Genomic DNA, 22,667 nt, shown 5'->3' on the forward strand with positions numbered 1-22,667 from the left:
TTTTACTTCTTCAGTTGATATACTTGGGCTTTTTCATTATTTAAAGTGACGAGCAGATAGTCCTTTTCGTTCATCGAGATAACATTCAAATGTCTTACCGAACGATGCATCAACTGCAACCCAAGTTCATGTCCCAAAATTACATCTTTTTCATTATTGATCATTGCGCCCGAGAACGAATCGAACCGGCCATGATATGGTTTTACCCCAAAATAATTTCCCCCTACCAGTGCCTCGATCTCTCCATCCTTATCAAAATCATAGGTCGCAAATGCCATCATTGGAGCCACTTGTAATTCTTGCGAAAATGGGACAAAGGTAAACTTGCCATCATCGTTCCTCAAATACCCCGATCGAAGTTCATTTACTTCCAAAACGGTTGCATCTTTTAGTTTTTCTTTTCCTAGTATCTCTTCGATCGTCTTCCCTGCAAAACTCTGATAACTATTAAATTTCTTTCTCAAAAAGACCATTTGGGATGCTAGCTCGTCCAAGCCTTGAATGGCATAGTAGTTTCCTCCTTTTTCTGCACAAACGACGGTCTCTGTTTGCCCATTGTCATCAAAATCCGAGTAATACATGCGTAAGGGGGATTTTCTGGAAGCCTTAAACTTGCTATTCTCACCCCAATTGCCCAGAAGATAATCGGTGTCACCATCTTTATCAATATCAAAGGGGTGTATAGCCTGCCATAACCCCTCTTTTGATTTGTTACCTACCGATACCTTCGAGAGGACTCCCTTCTTATTCTCATAAAAGGTCGGCGACATCCATTCGCCCACGACGATCAGATCTTGGTCACCATCCTGATCATAGTCATCCCAGATGGCATCTGTCACCATCCCAGGAGAAATGTTTTGAGCGGCGAATTTACCTTTGTCATTGATCAGTAAATAGGAGGTTGGGGTTTTTCCAAAATCGCCTGTGACCATGTGATTTCCAACAAAAACATCGAGGTCACCGTCATCGTCGTAGTCGCTTTTAACCAGTACAGAGGCATTTTGATACATTTCGGGAAATTCTGAGATTACATAGGTAGAATCGGCATAAGTGAAGTAGCTATCCAGCAAAGGTTTTGATGTGCCATAAAAGTCACCGCCTCCCGATCCAATGATGAGATCGTTTTTTCCATCACCGCTAAAATCTGAAATAAGAACGGCAACTTCCTCTTTGATAGAATCCCTTGCAAAGGCATCGACCTTTGTCTTTATAAATACAGAATCGGTCTTTAAATAAACACTTGCAGGAATTCTCTTAGAACCACCAAAGAAGATATCCTCTTTGCCATCATCGTTAAGGTCTCCTATGGCGATTCCCGGCCCGCGATCTGAGGCTTGATAAGGGATTAGTTTTTGCCTGTTGAAGTCGGTATAGTTGTCTTCGAGATGTGTAAAATCGATACCTAGACCATTTTTTGTCAGTTCAAATAAACGCTGAGGTGAACCTTGTTGAAGGCTTTCGTAATTAAATGGCAGTGTATTTTCTGGCGTTATGGTAAGTGTCTGATTTGTTGGGATGTTCTTTAGCGTTTGAAAGGTCATATCTGGCCACACGATCATTAGCGAATCCACCTTTTTTGCTGTTCCATAGCCAAAATGTATTATTGGTTCGGAGGACGCTTGAAAGCCCCTTACGGTGTATAATTCTTTGTATTGTAATTGGTTTTCATGATAAGAATACACCTTTGCCCCAATTCCCAAGCTATTTCCTTCTTTATAACGCAATTTCAGTTTTAAATAATTGGAGGCGTCATTGGTATTGTTGGCATAAATGATAGGGGAGGAATTTAAGTTATTGGTAACGATATCGATATCACCGTCATTGTCCAGGTCGGCGAGCGCGGCGCTGGTCGAGACCACGGTATCCTTTTTGATCCATAACCCTGAAAGGTCTTGAAATTTCAGATCTTCTTTTCCTTTAAAGATGTAGTTATGCACATTGCCAGAAGGCATGAGCTGTAACGCCTTCTTATCGACCAGTTTGGTGTTGTTAATTTTTTGTCGGATCTGTTCGTTAGATGCAAACTTGATATAGTCCAGGTCGTTGGGTCTTTTTGGAATGCCATTGGCAATAAATAGGTCTTGTTTGCCATCTTGGTCGTAATCTGAGAACAGCGCACTCCAGCTCCAGTCTGTCGCTGCGACCCCACTCATAAGTGCAACCTCCTCAAAATCACCACTGGCGTTATTTATATAAAGCATATTACGGGTAAATTGATAGTGGTAACCGAATTGCTGAATCCGCATCTTTTGAGTTTGAATATTGTCATCACCTTCTGAAGCTTTTAATACCTTCTCGTCTTCAGCGAGCATGTCCAAGGAAATAAGATCGGTTCTGCCATCTCCATTGATATCTGCGATATCGTTACCCATGGAGAATCTGGAAGTGTGCCCAAAATGGTCTTTAAGTGTTTCTGAAAAGGTACCATCGCCATTGTTCAGGTAGAAGTAATCATCCTCATGAAAATCATTTCCAACGTAAATATCGGGATAACCGTCTAGATTGAAATCGGCAATTGCCACACCCAGGCCGTAACCATTGATCCCCCCCAAGATGTTAGCCTCTTCACTTACATCGACGAATGTATTACCATCGTTACGTAGCAATTTGTCGCCTGTCTCATAGCTTCTTTTGTATCGAAGTTCGGCCTTGCCAAACGATTCTTGTGTGTGTACAGCATGATTGAGCAGATAAATGTCCAGATCGCCGTCGAGGTCATAATCGAGGAATGCGGCATTAGAGCTGTAAGAATCGAAGTCTAAACCGTATTTGGAAGCACTTTCTGTAAAGGTTCCATCTCCGTTGTTGATGTATAATTCATTATGTCCTCCAAAGCCTTTGAGGCCGACCACGGCACATACATAAATGTCCAGGTGGCCATCTCCATTGACATCGCCCATCACGGCACCGGTATTCCACGAGCTGTTACCAGCTACACCTGCTTGCGCTGTGGCATCTTCAAATTGAAGATTTCCTTTGTTTATATAAAGTTTGTTCTTGACCTGATTTCCGGAGAAGAAAATATCCGGGAGATCGTCATTATTGATATCGCCTATGGCAATCCCTCCTCCATTATAGAAATATAGATAATCCAAGATGCTAAGATCCTTTGTCTCTGTAAGCTGATTAACGAAAGAGATACCAGTATCTTCGTTAGAAAGGTCCGAAAACAAGGGTCTTTCTTTATTGCATCCTAAAGCGATCAATGCTGCCAAAACAGCAAAAAGTTGTCTAATCATTTAGTGCAAAGATCTTTGGTTCGTTATCATTGATGGCCACAACCAGAAATGTGTCGCCATGCTTGTCTTTAAAGGTCTCGATATGTTTTATTTCATCCCGGACAAAGAGACCACCTCGATCATAATCTTGCCATTCAAAATCCAAATTCCCATTACCGAGAAGCACGTTCCCGTAACTTGCATCGAGTTGTGAGTATTGTGGTTTGAACTCAAAGTTATTCCCGCCCATGATCAGATCAAGATTCCCGTCGTTATTCAAATCATGGCATGCGATGCCACAGACACAAGAAAGCTGCGCCCGCATTGGTAATGGTTTTATGGTAAATTTTCCGCCGCCTTCATTTATAGCGATGACCGACGCCGAGATGTTGACCTTTTTTACGATGGAGTTATCCACCACTTCTTTTGAGAACAATTCATCAATGGATCGTTTTGCGTAGTCCGAGGCTTTGAGATTCTGTTTCTTCAAAGAGACCAATTGCGTGGTAAGTTCCTTTTTTTGATGAAGTGGGTAGTCTTTTCCCTCGACCTGCTGCGTCATGATTTGTTCGATGGTTCCATTGTTATCATAGTCATTGATGTACAGTTTCATCGGAGCGTTGCGATGCGGTTGATAATGAATGTTGGAACCTTCATTTCCTAAGATGAGATCTTGATCTCCGTCATTGTCTAGGTCGGCGCTTTGTACTGTACCCCACCATCCGTAGAGGGTGTCTAGCGAAGAGGTGATCTTTGTCAATCTTCGCCCAGAATTGCGATATATCTTCGGAGCTCCCCAATCGGATGAGACCACGAGGTCCTTTTTTCCGTCGTTATCGACATCGGTCCAGATGGCATCTGTGATCATTCCTGCATCCTTTGTATTGTAGGCAATACGTTCGGTGACATCTTTGAAGTTTCCAGCGCCATCGTTCTCAAGAAATAAGTGTGTTGGATCGATTCCATAGACGCCTACCACGCTACGGGAGCCAACGAAGACATCTATGTCACCATCGTCATCAAAATCATGTGGCGCGATCACTGCAATATTCTGATAGCGCGAAGGTAGGTCGTTCTTGGACTTTTGGAAATTTCCTTTCCCATCGTTTACATATAGCCGCACCTTATATTCTTGTTCGTTACCAACTTGATTTCCTGCAGCACCTACCATTAGGTCTAGATCCTTATCTCCGTCGGCATCAAAAAATGCTGCGGCTGTATCTTCAAGGTCTGCATCTTGGATGAAACTTTTTTGAGGAATTTGTTTGACCTTTCCTTTACCGGAGTGGAGATACATAATAGCTGGTTGACCTTTAGCTCCACCGATGAAAATGTCTTCATGACCGTCACCATCGACATCACCAATGGCAAGTGAGGGTCCTTCTTGCGATAATTTTTTTGCTATGAGTCCCTCATAATCAAAATCGTTATAGTTGTTTTCTTTATGGGCCAGCAGTTTGTTATTGACCTCTGAAAGTAATGGCTTTTGTCCTTTAGCCGAGGGAATGACATATTTCCTATCTGCGTCGGATTGCTTAAGCGATAGTGTTTGATTGACTTTAACATCCTCTAATTTTTGAGTCATATCGTTTGGCCAAATAACACGGATAGAATCGATTTTCGTTGCAGAACCGAGGCCTATGGTCATGTCATATTCCATCGAAGACTGGAATCCTCTCGAAGGGATCAACTCTTGAAAGACAACATGATTCTTGTAATAGAGTTTTATGGTTGTCCCCACAGCAAACTTATTCTTTTGATCACCTTCAAATTGTAGTTTAATGTAGTTGTTTTCAGTCACGGCCTCGGCATTGTTCCTATATACAAAAGCTTCCATGTTTACATTGTTGACCACCATATCTAGGTCACCATCATTGTCTAGGTCACCATAGGCGACCCCATTTGATTTACTAGGAAACTCCAGCCCCCATTCCTTCGAGGCATTTTTGAAGGAGAGATCATGTTTATTTTTAAAGGCGTAGTTGGACAGCGGTTTTTCAGGCATTTTCTTGATGATCGAATCGATGGCCGTCTTTTGTCCGGTCAGAGCCAGTTTTTGGACGATCTCATTCGCAAAAAAGTCTACAAAGTCAAGATCGGTCAGGTCGTGATTGATGCCATTGGTGACATAGATGTCCCTATATCCATCATTATCCATGTCGAACAGCAGTCCGGCCCAACTCCAATCTGTGGCCTCAACCCCGCTGTAGTAGGCAATTTCTGAAAAGGAACCATTACCATTGTTGACCTGAAGCGTATTTTGAATGTATTGTTGATAAAAATCCTTGCTTTGCTTCAGTTTAAATACGTTGTAGTTGTCAAATTCCATTACAGACTTTACGCGTTCTTCTTTTTCTGGAAGCATGTCAGTGATAAAAATATCTTGTAATCCGTCATTGTTGATGTCGGCCATGTCGATACCCATAGCGGAAAGACAGAGACGTGAAGTCCAATTTTTTATATCCTCTGTAAACGTTCCGTCTTGATTGTTTATATACAGATAGTCTCTTTCATAGAAATCATTAGAAACATAGAGGTCGGGGTACAGATCGTGGTTAATATCTGTGACCATTACACCAAGACCGAAGCCGATAAGGCTTCCGTAAATGCCGGCTTCTTCGCTAACATCGGTAAAAGTGTTGCCATCGTTACGTAATAAAAGGTCTCCGACGCCACGAAAAATGTCTGGAACATTCACCCAGTCCTGAGCTCTCACTTCTCTTTGTTCGGCATAGCCCAAGCTACTTACAGGAATGTTGCTATTGTTCAGTATGTAGGCATCCAAATCACCATCCTTGTCGTAATCGAAGAAGGTAGCGTGGGTGGAGAAACCTGTTTTTGCAAGATTGAACTCTTGGGCTCTTTCGGTGAAGGTAAGGTCGCCATTGTTGATATATAGGTCATTATCATGGTTATTACCTTCCATATTGCCGGCATTACTTACATAAATGTCCAAAAGCCCATCACTATTCACATCAACCATTAGGACACCTGTGGACCAAGGTTTGTTTCCCTTTACCTTCGCCTTTTCGGTAATATCCTCAAATTTAAAATTGCCCTTGTTCAAAAACAATTTGTTATCACCCATATTGGCTGTCATGTAAATATCGGAAAGACCATCGTTGTTGATGTCCCCGATGGCAACGCCGCCACCATTGTAAAAGTTACGATATTTAAAGATGTTAAAGTCTTTTTGGTTGGAGATACTGTTAATGAATTTAAGCCCGGTCTCCTCGGGTGTAAGCAGGGAGAAGAGGGGGAGTGATGTGTTGGTTTTATCTTCCTTTTGTTCGTTTTTAGGGGAGGTGCAAGCAACGGCCAAAATCATGAAAGCTATAAAGCCGGCGAAGCCATAACCTTTTGTTTTATGCATATTTATCGATCGATTTTCGAGTTAGTCCTATAACACCGCAAGTGTGGTAGTTTACTCCAAACTAATAACAAATTTTCAATATTTCTGCACGGCTTTTTGTGTTCAGTCTCGCATTTTGACTACGTAGAGATCTTATCTTTTATTTAAAAGTAACAAGCCGAGTGGAACCTCTAAGCTACCTAATTAGCCGCTTATTTCATAATAATTTCCTGTTAAAAGCTTTTAGGTCAATTTTGGGAATCTGCTTAGATAATTAAGCGATTGTATTTCAAAGAGATAAGCGTCTCTTCTCATAGTATTAGAGTATGAAAAGTAAAGAAATGATAAGAACGCTTGAAAATGTAGATATAGAGTACTAGAATTTGGACAAAAAAAAGAGGGTATTAGCACCCTCTTTTTTTAAAATATCTAGACTTTTTCTAGTACCCTGGGTTTTGTACCAAGTTTGGATTTGCAAGTACATCAGCAATTGGTATTGGGAATATTTCTAAATTAGGATTCCCTGCATCCTTAAGGTTCCAAGCTCTTGTATATTGACCAAATCTGATCAGATCTTGTCTTCTTGTCAACTCGGCATACATCTCTCTACCTCTTTCGGCCAATAGATCTGCTTCTGTCACAGGAGCTGTCAACATAGAGGCACCTCTCTGAGTTCTAAGAGCATTGATCATGGTTGTTGGGTCTGTGCCCATTCTAAACATGGCTTCTGCCTTCATTAAATAAGCATCACCGAATCGGTACTTGACGATGTGTGCTCTTCTGTCTCCACCAGCCTCGTTAGGATGGTATTTTAACATCCTCGTTCCATCTGTCTCTAGTATGGCATTATCTGCGGGAGCTACGTATTCTGCTTTGGTAACTTCTTTCGTAAACACTAGAGGAACACCACCAACATTGTCTCTGGCATCCAACGGTGTGCCATCTTGCTCGTATTGTTGACCAATTAAGAAGCCATAACCAATACCTAGATTGTCCGTGTTGGCCGTAGTGGCATCTGGCACCCATCCTCTTCTTTCTTCCTGTCCGTCGCCAACGTAATTGGTATCTGGGTCACCCTCGAACAGCTGGTAGAATTCTGAAAGGGTAGCAAAACCATTCCAACCGCCTCCTGCATTACCTGGAGAATTGAGGTTATAATGCAGTGTAGGCCAGATTCTTGGACCTGCATCTGCAGGAGACCACCAAATAGTTTCTACATCGTTACTTGGTCTAAAGATGTCAAAGAAATCACCAGAAGCTGCTAGCGTATAACCATCCGCAGCGATAGCATCAACGGCATCTATGACTCTTTGCATATCTGCAGATTGTGGGCTTTCTCCTAGATAAACATGTTTGTTTAAATACACTTTGGCTAATAAATGTCTGGCAGCTGCCTTGGTAGGCGAATCTTTTAAATCTATGCTACTACTGGCTGCAACAGTTGGGAGGCCAGCGATGGCATCATTAAGGTCGGCTATGATGAAATCTATAGCTTCTTGTCCAGTAAGTACTGCTGGAATAGCGCTGTTAGGCAGCTCTATATCTCTAAATGGAACTTGTCTCCACATGTCTAGAATCCAATGCATGGCCCACGCTCTATAGAAACTAGCCTGTGCCTTTAACTCGGTCACATCTCCTTCAGATGTGTTCACGCTCTTGTCACTTAAAACGAAAGATGCATTTAAGGTAATACTATTCAATCGTTGCCATGCACGCACTACATCTTGTAGTTCTGCATTCCATGAATGTCTATGAATGGCAAGCCATCTTCCGTTGTCTCCCCAGTCGGTTCCTCTGGTTGCCACTACATATTCATCCGTGGAGACTTCGTTCAAAGCATACAGACCATCTTGATTTCCAAGATCCCCACCAGCAATGATGTTAGAGATGTTTGCGATTTCACCGTTGATGTCCGCAACACCAGCAAAACCCTCACCAAGGATGAGTGAATCTGTGGGTTCGATCTCCAGATCTGTACAGGAGAATGCCACAGGAATCAGCAGCGCTGCACTCAGATAATTAATTATTTTTTTCATAATCATATTTTTTTTATTTCTAAAAAGTAACATTAAGTCCTAAAGTATATGTTCTTGGTCTTGGATATGACAAATAATCGATAGAAGCCGAAGGAAGACCATTGGCTGGAATATCAGTTGTGCTTACCTCAGGATCCAATCCGGTATAATCCGTAATTAAGAACAAGTTTTGCCCAGTTAAGCTAACCCGCATCGATTTGAAAGCTCCTTCGCCACTCAATGGTACATTGTAGGAGATGGCAGCAGTCTGTAATCTTATAAAATCTCCTTTCTCTAAGAAGAAGGTACTTGGGTTAGTTGCTGATAGGATCACTCCGTTCTCCACGACACTAAGTCTGTTGTTTCTACTTCCTAGCTGAGGTGATGCGAACAGCGCATTGTCTGTGTTGTTATATACATAAAAGCCAAATTGTCCACTAAAGAATAATGAAGCATCCCAGTTTTTGTAGGAAGCGCTCGTAGAAAGTCCAGTAATAATATCTGGAAGACCAGACTTGTCGAGTACCGTAGGGTTGGTGTCTACATTGAAATTCTCATCTACCAAACGCAAGTTATAGGTATATAGCGATTGACCATTTGCCAAGATCTGAGTTGTGGCACCTGTCAATCCTTGACCGTATAGATTACCCGCTTGTAGCGGAGGACCTGAATAGTCTGTCAATTCATTTTGGTTATAAGAGATGTTAAAGTTCGCATTCCAAGTAAAGTTCTCATTGCGCACGATATCATAATCCAATCCAAGTTCTATACCTTGGTTTACAATTACCGCATCCACGTTTTGAAAGCTGAAGGCGAAATTTGCTGGTTGAACGGCAGGTAGATTCAACAAGAGGTCACTTGTTTCCTTTCTATAAAAATCAAGATTACCTGTAAATCTATCATTACCTATACCAAAATCGAGACCAAGTCCGTATTGGGTGGTCGATTCCCATTTTAAGTCGGCATTTGAGAAAGCTACTTGCGAATTGGCTGGCACAGACAATTGAGAGCCAGCATTAATTCCTAAGGCATTCCATCTAATTCTGTTGACAAAGTTTCCATATCCAAGACCATCTTGGTTACCAGTAATACCCCAATTCAATCTTAATTTAAGCGTTGAGAAGGCGTCTCCAACAAAGTCCTCCTCATTAAGCTTCCAGGCAAATGCGGCAGAAGGGAAATAACCATATTGATTGTTTCCACCGAATCGCGAGGATCCGTCTGCTCTGATTGTTGCAGTGAACAAATATTTGTCCATCAATGTATAGTTGACTCTTCCAAAGAAAGATTGCAATTCATCGGTATTATCAAAGGTATCTACCGAAAAAGCTTGAATAGGAATCGACGGAAGTGGCAAGGTTGCTACACTTGGTTCTGGGAACAGGCGCAATACTCTGAACTCTTCCGTGCTTCCATCTTGAAATACTCCGATACCATATCCTTGATAATTGCTAGCCAACCCTCTTGTTTCATTAAAGGTATTTTCAGTAATGTCGATGATCGAACCTAAGCTGGAAGTACCATACCCTTGTCCTAAAATATTTTCACCTTTTCTATTGAAGTCTTGGAAAGAATAACCTACAAGGGCGTCTAAGCTAGAATTTTCAAATTCTTTCTTGTAATTGACCGTGATCTCCATCAATTTATTTTCTGTTTCCAAATTACTGATTGCGGCACGTCCATTGTTTTCTGCCCCATTACCTAAGGAAAGGATTTGTGGTCCTGCAACCTGACCTCTAGAAGAATCTGAAGTGTCATATCCAAGATTTATTTTGGCCGAAAATTCTTCGGTGATGTCATATTCTAAAGATAAGTTACCTAAAAATCTGTTGGTACTTGTATTATCGTCGTAATATGCCAAGAGGTTGGCCGGGTTTCTGTCTGGCGATGCATCTGCATCTGGACTGGCTACCAAGGTTGGATTAGAATAGTAAGCAGCCGCGAGTAAGTCTCCATTACTTCCAGCCGTTCTACTAATAAAAGGAACTCTGTCGTTAATCTTTGATAAAGTGGCTTGAAGCCCTACTTTTAATTTATCATCAAAGAATCTATGATTAGCATTTAATCTACCTGTGATACGCTCAAGGTCGGTGTTTTCAACGATTCCGAATTGCTTGGCATATCCAAAAGTAGCTCTGACATTACCTTTGCCATAATTCACGGCATAGGACAAATTATTATCCGTTGATGTGGAAGGTCTGAACACAAATGTTTGCCAATCTGTTTCCGCTCCGAGATCGGCACCTCCTCTAGCAACAAATTCGTCGGCAGATAGAAGATCATATCTTTCACGTAGTTCGGCAAAGTTAAGGTTACTAGTAAAGCCCCATGTTCCTTTCACTCCACCACCTTTTCCAGATTTTGTTGTAATAACAACAACACCATTCGCACCACGAGAACCATATATTGCAGTAGCAGAAGCATCCTTTAAGATACTCATACTTTCTATGTCGTTCGGGTTCAAGAAGTTTAATGGGTTTCGAGAGCCACTAGTACCAACACCTACATCGGCACCAGTCGCAGAAACATTCTCGTTAGATACTGGCACACCATCAATTACAAAAAGCGGACTGTTATTAGCTCTAACGGATCCTGTACCTCTAATTCTCAAGGTGATACCAGCACCTGGTTCACCACTTGCTTGTGTTACTTGGACCCCCGCAGTTTTACCTTGGATGAGTTGCTCTGGAGATGAGATGATCCCTTGGTTGAATTCATCTGCACTAACAGAGGCGACTGCTCCAGTTGCATCTTTGATAGTAGTCTGTCCGTATCCAATGATCACAACCTCATCTAATTCGTTCGCGCTTTCAGCCAATGTTACATTGACCGTGCTTTGTCCATTGACCGCGATCTCTTGGGTTTCAAATCCAATATAACTAAATACCAACACGGCATCGGCACCGATATCGTCTAGCGTATAGTTTCCATCAAAATCGGTTTGTGTCCCATTGCTTGTCCCTTTTACAATGACGTTGGCCCCAGGCAACGGGCCAGTGGCATCGGATACTGTACCCGATACGCTTTGGGCTTGGGACCACGCAAATGATAACATCATCCCAAGAAGCAAACAACCTTTAAGTAAGCAATTCTTCATAAAATTAAGTTTAAGTTATAAACTGGTTGATTAGTAAATAGTTTATGTCTAGTTTACCCGACTAAATTTATGTAAAATCTTTGTTAAATAAAAAACAACGGGTCATAAACAAAATCGAAAACGTTTTCGTGTTAAGAAATTCACAATATCTAGTAATATACAAAAAAAATGGTGGGAATTAAATGGGATTCATAATATGATTGATATTAAATTATCATATCGTTATGTGATATACAAAAAAGAGCGATGTAAATACACCGCTCTTTATCGATTTCAAAAAACAATAATGACTATTGTTTGATAAATTTTAAGGTCTCAGAATTTCCATCGACCGAAGTTACCTTCACAAAATAGAGTCCGGATGAAAGCGATCGAATATCATACGATTTGGAATCGTTGTTCCCTTTAAACGATTTCACGGCCTTACCTGCAATGTTGTAAACGGTCATTCTTTCTATTTCAGCATCCACCGATATTAGGTCTGATGCAGGATTTGGATAGATAAGGATATCTTGGGAATTCAAGGAAAATTCATCGCTGCTAAGTACAGCGTTCGGTTCGTTACCGTATATAACAAATTGCCCTGGAGGCACCATGATAGGTGCTCTGCTTGTGATATCGATGGACGAATTATCACTTAAATTGTACCAGGTATTGCCCAAGTCGGTTGGAAAGTTGGGATCTATGGATCGAGCTACCACATCAAAATTTGCCACAACCACCACGCTCTTCAAAGTATTTGAAGGTAAGCTGGTGTCAAAAATATACAGTCGTTGCAACAAATTGTTGTTATTGTAGGAAGAGAACGAATAGTCTCCTTCGAACACAGGTTCGTTGATCTTTAAAGTGATCAACGTTGCATAGCTATCATAGATCGCTCTTCTATTAGGGTCGGCCAACCAATTCTGTGCCCACTGTGGTTGTGGTTTGGTATCGAGTTTACAATCTCCAGGGATAGCGTCGCCTTCAGTATTTACGACTCCATTGTTACAGGTATAGATCGAATTATTCATGCCCAACTCTTGAAAGTGCCAGATCATCTTCGGTCCTGGGACCATCAAAGAAAATGCTCCAATCGCTGGAATTCGCGAAAGGGCTGTATTCAGGTCTCGAACGTCGTGTGAAGGATTACTTTGATTGCCAAACTCTATGGCCTCATACATTAGACGGTCCTTGTCATGACTTTCGGCATAGCCAAGCATTCGTTTCCCATTGAAGCTACTACTATTATGGCCTATGCCCGAAATGTCGGCAGTGAATCCCAAAGTAAGTTCTTTGTAGCTTTCAAACATCTCGCGCCACATCATGATTCCCTTTCCTTCTCCCAATCGATAGTCTGCCCATTCCTTTTCTTCGACAGCATCGCCTAAATGTTCAAAGATCACATAATGGTCTGGATCTTGCGCCCAGGTATGATCTGCATATTCTTTAAGTACAGCAACTCTATCTGGCTGATATTGATTGGTGCAGCTTTCTCCCGCACCAGGACAATTCTGCGTAAACCCTTTGGTTAAGTCCCAGCGGAAACCGTCGATCTTATATTCATTTATCCAATAGGCGGTAACTTGTTTTACATAGTCTTGAGTAAGTTGACTGCTATGATCAAAATCGTCTCCGACGCTATAGGCGTGAAGTGCTGTCTCATTGAAATAAGGATTTTCCGAGGAAGGGCCTCCCCAGCCATCGCCATCAGGGTCGTTCATCCACATGCGTATCAGTGGATTTCTTCCAAACGCGTGATTGAATGCGATGTCTAGAATAACTGCTATGCCATTTTGATGGCATACATCTATTAATTCTTTGAACTTGTCTGGAGTGCCATAGAATTTATCCAACGCCATATGGAAAGAGGTGTTGTAGCCCCAACTCTCATTGCCTTCAAATTCCATCACTGGCATTAATTGGATGGCATTGATGTTCAAATCCTTGAAATATTCGATGCGGTCGATAAGGTCCTGATAGTTTCTGTTGGCATCAAAATCTCGTACCAATACCTCATAAATGATCAGATCCTCTTCCTTGGGTTTGCTAAAGTTGGTCACCTGCCAGTTATATGGTGTTTGACCTGTTTGTAGCACAGTGACCTCTCTTTCCTGACCGGCAGGATAGGTAGGTAAATTTGGATAAGATACAGCAGGAATAAAAGGGTCGTCAAAAGGAGAAAGGACCAGAGTAGAGTAAGGGTCTGCTGCCTTTACCAGCCCTGGCGAATTAGCAATAGGGCTCGCATCATATACCCAATATTGATAGGTCTCCACTTGCCCTGGTGTCAATCCTGTTAGCTCTAGCCAAAACTTGCCAGTGGTTGCATCCCTTTTCATAATATCAGCAGTAGACGGACTGTAATTATTAAAGCTGCCTGCAACTAGTACGTAATCCTTTAAAGGAGCTGTCAAGACCAAGGTTGCCTTGGTAGGGTCTGCATCATAATTGATACCATCTACAAGGCCTGCTGGTAGCGCTTGGTCGATAGAGCTAGGTGCAAGGATCAACTCGAAACTAGCTTCATTGGAGTCTCCAGTACTTGGATTGGTTCCGACAACTCTAATTTCGCCATCGGTAAGGTTTGCCACAGGTATCTTTACCAAACAAGTTGGGGTGCCACATCCAAAAGCCGTGGCAACCGATATATTATTCAAGAAAACCTCATAGTTGGCTGCAAAGACCGGGCTTCCGCCAGTATTGAGCCTAACTCGAATATCAAAATCTACATTGGGGTCGGCGACCGCTGCCGCACCGGTTGGCTGAACCAGTTGGACCACGGCTCTTCCAACATCGACCAGGTTATCTTGTGATTTTTTGTCTCCAGTGCCATCATTTGCCTTTACCAGCATCCCTATTTGAGTGATGCCTGTCGTCCCAAAGAAAGCATCTGGCGTTAGCTGAAAGGTGTACTCGTCATTGACACTGTTGTAAGTCATTCGCTGCGACTCGTCCGAGTCGGTCCACAAACCATTTGTAGGTGAGTCTTGTTGTCCACTGCCATCTACTCGCCACATCCATAAATAAACCCCAGAAAGCGGATCGTTCACATCGTCTGCGGTGAGTCCCCATGTTGCACGGTTCAATCCCGATACGGTGATCGTAATTAGTTCATCTTCGTTAAATGCTGGTGGACTGATGTCAAAGGTCACGTTTTGTACCTGAGCGAATATGCTCGTTACGAGCAACAAAAGCGAAAGTTGTACTATTTTTTTCATAACGGTATTTTTATGGCAAAGGCTATGTGCTCATGCACATAGCCTTTTGCCTTAATTTGATTATTTGGTCATTGTCTCTAATTCAATGTGATGGTCTTATTAACCGTATCAACTGTTAGGTTGTACGTTCCAGGCGTGCCGATAAAACGGAAATTACTGTCCCCGTCGGCCGCATTCTCAAAATTTGCATCGATGGTATATCCTTCGCCTATATAGAACGGATAATTCTGTCCCGAATTCCAGTCGCCCTCAACGGTGAAGAAGCGGAATGCATCATTTGCAAAGGTGACACTTCCCGAATAGGTACCAACACCAGTGCATGGTAGTTGCACAGGAGATCCCCATCCCCATCCAGCATCTGGAACACCTGCGCCTACCAACCACAACTGATCAAGTGCGCACTGCGATTGTGCGGCTCCTAAAGTAATGGTCTTATTCACCGTGTCAACCTCTAGATAGAACTCTCCTGGAGTTCCGATGAATCGGAAATTACTATCGCCATCGGCCGCGTTTTCGAAATTAGCATCGATGGTATAGCCATCGTTGCTATAGAATGGATAGTTTTGTCCAGAGTTCCAGTCGCCCTCGGTAGTAAAGAAACGGAATGCATCATTGGCAAAGGTAACATTACCTGCATAGACACCAGTTCCAACACATGGTAGCTGAACCGGCGATCCCCATCCCCATCCTGCATCTGGGACACCAGCGCCTACCAACCATAATTGATCCAATGCACAATTAGGACCTACAACGGCTGGGCCCAAGGTGATGGTTTTATTGGCCATATCGATCTCTAGGAAATATTCGCCAGCTGTTCCGGTAAATAGGAAATTCTGGTCGCCATCGTTGGCATTGGCAAAGTTAGCATCTATCGTAAATCCTCTATCAGTGTACCAAGGGAAATTCTGTCCCGAGTTCCAATCATCACGGATGGTAAAGAATCTAAAGTTTCCACCATTGTCTGGAGATAGATTTACATTGCCAGAATATACATTTCCTTGTAGCGTCAATTCTACAGGTGATCCCCAGCCCCAACCGGCGTCAGGAAGTCCCGCGCCTACACCATAAAGTATAGGTGCCAATACGGTGTTGTATGGGGTAACGCTGATCGTTACAATGTCTGAGACTCTTTCAAAAGACGAGGCCGCTGTATTTACAATAGCGCTAACTCTTATTTCAACTTGACCAGCTTCTTCTGCAACACCCCCAGAGGCAAGCGCAGCTTCATTCATTGTGGCATGGGTAACACTCAACGAAGTTGTATTATTAACAGTTCCTAGTATGAATGCTGCTGCAAAGTCGGTACCAACTTCGGCTACTTCTACCGTGTAATCCACGTTAACATCTGCCGTGAGATTGGTAAAGTCGAGATCATCCCATTCGATAAGGGCTACCTCATTGTCAGGAGCCACATCGGAAAGTACATAGCTTGTAGTAGCATCGACACTTGTAAATACAGGTGGCATTTCAGGATACGCTGTAACATCGAATCTAACGACATTGGTCGTAAGATTACCTCCGGTTACTCGTACATAAATTGGCATTTCGACAAAGGCTTCAATTCCGGCATTATTGAGAGCGGCATTGAGCTCGCTAACCGTCATAGTGAATGTTTTTGAATCTGAGGTTCCAAGACTTATAGGAGCTGTGAATTCAATATCCATTGACATTTCTGCGGTGTACGTACTTGCACCGCTAAGGTCGTCATCCCAAGAAATCGTAAAAGCAGGGTTGTCTGGCAAGGCAAAGTTCAAATTGATATTTGTGATGCCTGGTTGCTGAAGCTCAAAGGCGGCCTCGGGCGCTAACACCTCGATGCTATCATCTTCTCCACACGAATACAACATCGTCAGTGCGACCAAGAAGAGACTTATATTTTTGAATAAATATTTCATAATCGTTTTATATTGAGTTGAAATCACTTCTAAGACTGTGACAAGTTAATAGGCACCATAATGTAACGACCTGTAAGGTCATTGAACCATACATCATAATCATCTTCTACAACCACAGGAATATTTTCACCACCGGCCGTAGCCTGTCCTGAAAATTCTGTATTGCTACCCCATGCAGTACTTCCGTCGGCAATGAACTGAAGGTCACCTGGCGTTAGTCGAACACTATTTGCATACCAGATATGTGAATCAAAGCTTGATTGTGTCAAGGCTGTTTCTGTGCTTCCGCCAGGTGTAGCAGAACCACTGATGCCAACACTGGTTAATGAGGCTGCACCAGAAGCATCAAATTCGGTGACCGAAAAAGCGTTAGCGGCAAAATCTATCTCGAACTGATAGAAGCCAGCCCCTGATGGTACAGGGAATACTCCAGGATCACTTCCGGTTCCATCATTTACTTCGATTGAGGCACCATCGTTGGTACCCCATTGCGGTTGCCATTGTCCTTTTACTTCGAGCACCTTGAAAGCACCATCAGCAAAAAATCCGGTGTAATAGTACTTTTTGCTATTCGAAGGGTCTCTGAATAAAAGTGGATTGTTGTTATTGTTATTCCAATCCGCCATCGTTGCATTTCCTACCAGATAGAAATCATCAAAAGGATAATTGAAGTAGGGATATACCTGAAATTGAATGGTGTTCGATGCGGCTTGAATGCTACTTTGGGTTCCCAAAGAGGAAACAACTCTTGCATACAGGGTATTCCACTCAAAAGGAGGTAAACCAGCATTGCCCGCACTAGAATTAAGTTCTCCCATAGAAAGGGTGATCGAACTGTTGCTGGTAGTGATTCCGCCAGTAACAGGCGTGGCAAATGAGTCATCAGCAGAAAATTGTATCTCATAGTTCACTGCTGTTTGCTGTCCATAATCCGCTTCCGCCCATTGAAAGGTTGCGGCTGGATTCTGAGTGTTAGCCCCATCCAATTCGATCATGTCTATGTCCAAGGCCGACAACGCAGGAGATACGGGGGTCGCATCTACTTGAAGCTCTTCGAGATCATCATCGCAACCTACAGCCAGCGATAGCATGGCTATTGATGAGATAAGAAGAGTGATGTTTCTAAAAATTTTCATCTTCAATTTTTTTTAGTTTAATAACCTGTATTTTGTATAAGGTTTGGATTGGTTCCCAAACTTCTTGCGGGAATCGGAAAAATATCGCGGAAGGCACCGATAGCTGTTCCTGTTGGTGAGTTTCCTTTCCATTCCCAGTTATAAGATCCGCCGCTAAATCTGCCAAAGCGAATCAAATCTTGTCTTCTATGACCTTCCCATAACAATTCAACAGCACGCTCGTCTAGTATAAGGTCTAATGTGAGGTCTGCGGAAGAGATATTTGGCGCATTCGCTCTATCTCTTAGGTCATTGATGTAACCAAGCGCAATGGTTTCAGATCCGCCAGTACCACCTCTTTCTACCGCTTCGGCATACATAAGTAAAACGTCCGCATATCTAAATAAAGGATAATCTGTATCTGGAAATGTTCTATCAATTCCAGGAGTTCCATCGGAAGTTACGTTGGTAAACTTTGCATGGGTGTATCCTGTTCCTTGGTCCGCAATATCTATTATATTGATAGGGCGTCCTGCAGATATCACTGTATTTCGATCACCAGCTGCAGCATCTAATAAGAGATTGGATGTTTGTGACTTAAGGCGTAAGGCACCTCCAAATCCATTGACACCGATCTGGTCACCATTGTTTTCAATGCTACCGACCTCTCCATTTAAGATAATGGTCATTCCACCAAAACTTCTCGATACCCTTCCATCCGAGATGAAAGGAAAAATGATTTCCGAGCTTAGGTCGTTGTCAGCTGTGAAATTATTGGCATAAACTGGATTTAAAGAATAGGCCGAACTTCCTATGATCGCATTGCAAGCGGAAATACACTCGGTGTATCTATCTTGTCCGATATAGACTTCGGCATTCAAATAGATCTTTGCCAATAGCATCCAGGCAGCGCCTTTGTCGGCACGGCCATATTCTCCTTGGCCAGCGTCTGGTAGATCATCAATAAAATCCTGTACTTCACTTTCTATATAATTGAAAAGTGCTAACCTTTCGGCCTGTGGAGGTTTAAAGTTAGGGTCTACAGCATCTGCTTCAGTAACGAAAGGAGCTTTTCCATAGAGGTCCATAAAATAGTAATAGGTCAATGCTCTTAAAAAACGAGTTTCGGCTCTATAGCTGGTAATTTCAGGAACATCAGCGTCTGTTAGTCCTTGGGTTTGCCTTAGAAAATTGTTAGTAAAAGCAAGGGTTTGGGCCATTCTAGACCACATTCCCAGTACAAACTCATTCGAGTCGACCCAAATGCTGCGTTGAAGGTCTCCAACTCCAGGGTCATTCTCATAGGACCAGATGGCCGAATCCGAGGTCAATTCTTGCATGTACCATAACGTACGCGTAAATACACTGGATCCAGCATCAATCCCAGAAATATTGGAACTTCCGGCATCATTTTGTCCTGGTAAGGTAAAATTAGAGTACAAACCAGCAAGGGCCTGGCGATAGGCATCTGGATTGTTCAAAAACTCGTCTGCCAACGTCACCGTGTTATCCGTAGGTTGCGTATCTAGGTCGCCAGTACAGGCTGCAAGCGTAAGGATTGATGAAGCAATTATCAACGCCCTGTGTTTTATGTTTGAAAAACTTATCATTTTTATCATTTTTTAGAAACTAACGTTAGCACCAAATAGGAAGGTTCTCGGTCTTGGATAGATGGTTTGGTCTATGCCATTTCCGCTGGGTATCTCAGGGTCTAAACCGCTGTAGTCCGTCAGTAGGAAAACATTCTGCACACCTGTCCATAATCTCACAGAGGAGATCTTATCGGCAATGTCCCTAAACGTATATCCTACGATCACATTGTCCATTCTCAAGAATGAACCGTCTTCTACAAAGATATCGGAATTGATAATTTGTGCAGTAGACGTTTCAAAATTAGTGGTTGAAACAGCTGTTGGTATATTTGCTGGAATTCCGTTCGCATTCAATAGGCTATAGTAGCCGTTGGCAGAAGAGACATTGTTGTACACCTCATTGCCTAAACTAGCCCTGAAGGTAAATGAAAGATCGAAGTTTTTGTAATTTAGGTCAGAGCGCAAGCCCATAGTAACGTCAGGGTCTGGATTTCCTTTGATATATCTATCGGCTGCGTTAATGATGCCATTCCCATCTAGATCTTGAAAAGCTCCCTCGATAGGGTTCCCAGCATTGTCAAAAAGCTGTCTGTAAACAAAGAATGAATTAGGGGCCTCGCCTTCCCTCAAAACTTGAATGGTACCACCTGTACCTCCAGATCTCCCGCCGGTCTCGATGTCGGCACCTAATGCTAACTGGTCCACTTTTCTATCGAGAAGCGTCGCGTTATAGCTTACATTCCATTTAAAATCTTCGGTATTAACAATGTCAGAGGCAATAGTAAATTCGACACCTTTTGAGGTGAATTCACCAATATTCTGAATCCCACTATTACTAAAGTTGGCTCCGTCGGCTACAGGCGCGAAGAACAACAGATCCTTTGATCTCTTGAAAAAGACGTCCACGGTTCCCGTTACCTTTTGATCTAGAATACCAAAATCGACTCCGGCGTTATACTGCGAAGTTTCCTCCCACTTGATCAAGGGGTTCTGATATCCTGGTAAAGCGGTAAGTATTGGGGTGACCCCAAAGATGTATTGGTTGCTGTCTTGAGAAATTCCTATGGTACTTTGATAGGCATTGAACAAAGCACCATCGTTAAATTCTTGTTGCCCCGTGATACCCCATCCCAATCGTAATTTAAGGTTGGATATGAGATTAGAATCTTTGAGAAAATCTTCCTGGTCTATTTTCCAGGCAAAGGCCGCTGCAGGGAAGTTACCCCATCTAAAGTCATCAACAAATCGTGATGAACCGTCTCGGCGATAGGTCAAGGTCAGCAAATACTTGTCCTTAAGGCCAATATTGGCACGGCCAAAAAAGGAGGCGAGGACAACATCGATGGGCTCAGTTCTTCGCGGTTCAACGAAGTCCTCAGGAAATGCATTTAGGTTGTTGGTGGTTGTATCATATCGTTGAAACTTCTGATAATCGTACCCACCTGTCAATTCGAGATTTACATTTTCAAACTCCTTGGTATAGACAAGATACGAGTTGAACTGCTTGTTTTCTCTCAAACTTTCAAAAAACGATCGATTGTTTGCCTGGCGATCGCCGATACCAGTACCGGTTTCAAATCCATTGAATGATCTTGGGTCCACAATATTGGAGCCATTTCCATTGGAGGAATCTAGACCAAGCTGAACAACCGCTCTAAGCTCTGGAAAGAAATGTAATTTATAATCAAATTCTATTTTTCCAAAGAACCTGCTTACACCACCGATATTTCTAGTTTGTAAGAGGGTGGCAACTGGGTTTGAGGGCGCATTTGGTCTTTTATCACCATTGGCATCGAAATACTGAAAGAAACCTCCAAAAGGGCTTGCTGGGTCATATACAGATTGCGTAGGGTCGAACCTAAGCGCTGCATTGATCTGCCCTTGGTCGGCAAACCTGTTTTCCTCTCTCGTAAAATTCGCATTTAAATTGATCTTGAAATGATCATCGAGCATACTAGGATTCAGCGCCAATCCAAAACTATATCTATTGAATTTCGAGGTCTCTAAAACCCCAGGTTGGCTACTTTGTCCTGCCGAAAGTCTTGCTGGCAGTGCTCCTTTGTACAATCCGCCTCTTACCGATAAGTTTTGTGTAAAAGTGGTTGTGTTTCTAAAGATCTCATCTTGCCAGTTGGTGTTTGCATTTCCAAGTTCTCCTGCAAGTCCTGGTTGACGGTCGTTGATCAAGGTTCTAAATTCATCTGCAGAGAATACACTGATGTTGTCTGCAATGGTATTAAAACCGAGGGTAGCGTCATAATTAACGCTTAAGCTCTTTCTACCTTTTTTCGTGGTAATGATGATAACCCCGTTAGAAGCGCGGCTACCATAAATAGCGGATGCCGAGGCATCTTTTAAGATCGAGAAAGAGTCGATGTCATTTGGGTTGATCGCAGCTAAGACGGACCTGGAACCACCCGCAGTACTGTTAGAGACCGGTAAACCATCTATAACGATAAGCGGGTCGTTAGATGCGGTCAATGAAGCTCCACCACGAATTCTAATCGTTGAACCTGATCCTGGTGCACCCGATGTATTTACCGTAACCCCGGCCGTTCTACCGTTCAATAGGTTTTCGGCAGTGACGATATTACCTTGGTTGAATTCTTCCGAGGTCACCGCAGTCACAGATCCGGTAGCATCTCTTACCGTGGTTGTACCATAACCGATCACAACAACCTCGTCTAGTTTGGCGGCGTCTTCTTCCAAGGCGATGTTAAGCACCGAGGTTGAAGATGTTACGATTACTTCTTGTGGTAATAGGCCCACGTAGGAAAATACCAAGACGTCACCCTCATTTGCTTGTATCTGATAGTTTCCGTCAAAATCGGTAGAGGTACCTGTGGATGTCCCTTTAATAACCACATTGGCCGCAGGTAAGGGTTGCCCTGAAGCCTGTTCTGTCACCGTACCACTTACGTTGATCTGTGCCATTGTCAAAGTAGACAATGACAAAAACAACAATAAGAAATACTGTTGCAATGTTCTCATACAATGTTCTAGATTAGATTAGTTTAATTACTTTTGGCTATATCTTTACTTCTCGATGTTAAAATTATGTAAAATGAAGGTGAAATTTTCATGACATCAGTCATACTGGGCAATTACAACGTTTTCGTGTTGAAAACTTTTCCAAATCGAGAATCTGTTAAGACCTAAAAGCGAATAATATCGATACCATAA

General features: G+C 42.6%; 9 protein-coding genes. All 9 read right to left on the minus strand.

Annotated features, from left to right (window positions below):
• Nucleotides 1-2: 2 nt before the first annotated feature.
• Nucleotides 3-3,239: a CRTAC1 family protein gene (locus tag ACFQ1M_RS15010; protein WP_386409644.1), complete on the minus strand. Its 3,237-nt coding sequence runs from the start codon at nt 3,237-3,239 to the stop codon at nt 3-5.
• Nucleotides 3,232-6,591 (minus strand): VCBS repeat-containing protein, encoded by a 3,360-nt coding sequence (locus ACFQ1M_RS15015; RefSeq protein WP_386409646.1) that lies wholly within the window; start codon nt 6,589-6,591, stop codon nt 3,232-3,234. The genes ACFQ1M_RS15010 and ACFQ1M_RS15015 overlap by 8 nt, the downstream gene beginning before the upstream one ends.
• A 419-nt stretch (nt 6,592-7,010) precedes the next feature.
• Nucleotides 7,011-8,606, minus strand: coding sequence for a RagB/SusD family nutrient uptake outer membrane protein (locus tag ACFQ1M_RS15020; RefSeq protein ID WP_386409648.1), 1,596 nt, complete (start codon nt 8,604-8,606; stop codon nt 7,011-7,013).
• 19 nt (nt 8,607-8,625) lie between these two features.
• Nucleotides 8,626-11,682 (minus strand): SusC/RagA family TonB-linked outer membrane protein, encoded by a 3,057-nt coding sequence (locus ACFQ1M_RS15025; protein ID WP_386409650.1) that lies wholly within the window; start codon nt 11,680-11,682, stop codon nt 8,626-8,628.
• Nucleotides 11,683-11,972: 290 nt separating this feature from the next.
• Nucleotides 11,973-14,882 carry an alpha-amylase family glycosyl hydrolase gene (locus ACFQ1M_RS15030; RefSeq protein ID WP_386409652.1) on the minus strand — a complete coding sequence of 970 codons (2,910 nt, stop codon included), beginning with the start codon at nt 14,880-14,882 and terminating at the stop codon, nt 11,973-11,975.
• A gap of 77 nt (nt 14,883-14,959) precedes the next feature.
• Entirely contained in the window at nt 14,960-16,777 is a 1,818-nt protein-coding gene (locus ACFQ1M_RS15035) for a SusE domain-containing protein (protein ID WP_386409654.1), read from the minus strand.
• A 29-nt stretch (nt 16,778-16,806) separates the two neighbouring features.
• Nucleotides 16,807-17,913 carry a SusE domain-containing protein gene (locus ACFQ1M_RS15040; protein WP_386409656.1) on the minus strand — a complete coding sequence of 369 codons (1,107 nt, stop codon included), beginning with the start codon at nt 17,911-17,913 and terminating at the stop codon, nt 16,807-16,809.
• 17 nt (nt 17,914-17,930) lie between these two features.
• Nucleotides 17,931-19,502 (minus strand): RagB/SusD family nutrient uptake outer membrane protein, encoded by a 1,572-nt coding sequence (locus ACFQ1M_RS15045; protein ID WP_386409658.1) that lies wholly within the window; start codon nt 19,500-19,502, stop codon nt 17,931-17,933.
• Between the two features lie 12 nt (nt 19,503-19,514).
• Nucleotides 19,515-22,475 (minus strand): SusC/RagA family TonB-linked outer membrane protein, encoded by a 2,961-nt coding sequence (locus tag ACFQ1M_RS15050; RefSeq protein ID WP_386409660.1) that lies wholly within the window; start codon nt 22,473-22,475, stop codon nt 19,515-19,517.
• Nucleotides 22,476-22,667 lie beyond the last annotated feature (192 nt).

Source organism: Sungkyunkwania multivorans, from assembly GCF_042675645.1.
GTDB lineage: Bacteria > Bacteroidota > Bacteroidia > Flavobacteriales > Flavobacteriaceae > Sungkyunkwania > Sungkyunkwania multivorans.

Coding starts and splice junctions, on each gene's coding strand:
- ACFQ1M_RS15045 (WP_386409658.1), bottom strand. CDS start 19,502: ATGATAAGTTTTTCAAACATAAAACACAGGGCGTTGATAATTGCTTCA.
- ACFQ1M_RS15020 (WP_386409648.1), bottom strand. CDS start 8,606: ATGAAAAAAATAATTAATTATCTGAGTGCAGCGCTGCTGATTCCTGTG.
- ACFQ1M_RS15025 (WP_386409650.1), bottom strand. CDS start 11,682: ATGAAGAATTGCTTACTTAAAGGTTGTTTGCTTCTTGGGATGATGTTA.
- ACFQ1M_RS15050 (WP_386409660.1), bottom strand. CDS start 22,475: ATGAGAACATTGCAACAGTATTTCTTATTGTTGTTTTTGTCATTGTCT.
- ACFQ1M_RS15030 (WP_386409652.1), bottom strand. CDS start 14,882: ATGAAAAAAATAGTACAACTTTCGCTTTTGTTGCTCGTAACGAGCATA.
- ACFQ1M_RS15040 (WP_386409656.1), bottom strand. CDS start 17,913: ATGAAAATTTTTAGAAACATCACTCTTCTTATCTCATCAATAGCCATG.
- ACFQ1M_RS15035 (WP_386409654.1), bottom strand. CDS start 16,777: ATGAAATATTTATTCAAAAATATAAGTCTCTTCTTGGTCGCACTGACG.
- ACFQ1M_RS15015 (WP_386409646.1), bottom strand. CDS start 6,591: ATGCATAAAACAAAAGGTTATGGCTTCGCCGGCTTTATAGCTTTCATG.
- ACFQ1M_RS15010 (WP_386409644.1), bottom strand. CDS start 3,239: ATGATTAGACAACTTTTTGCTGTTTTGGCAGCATTGATCGCTTTAGGA.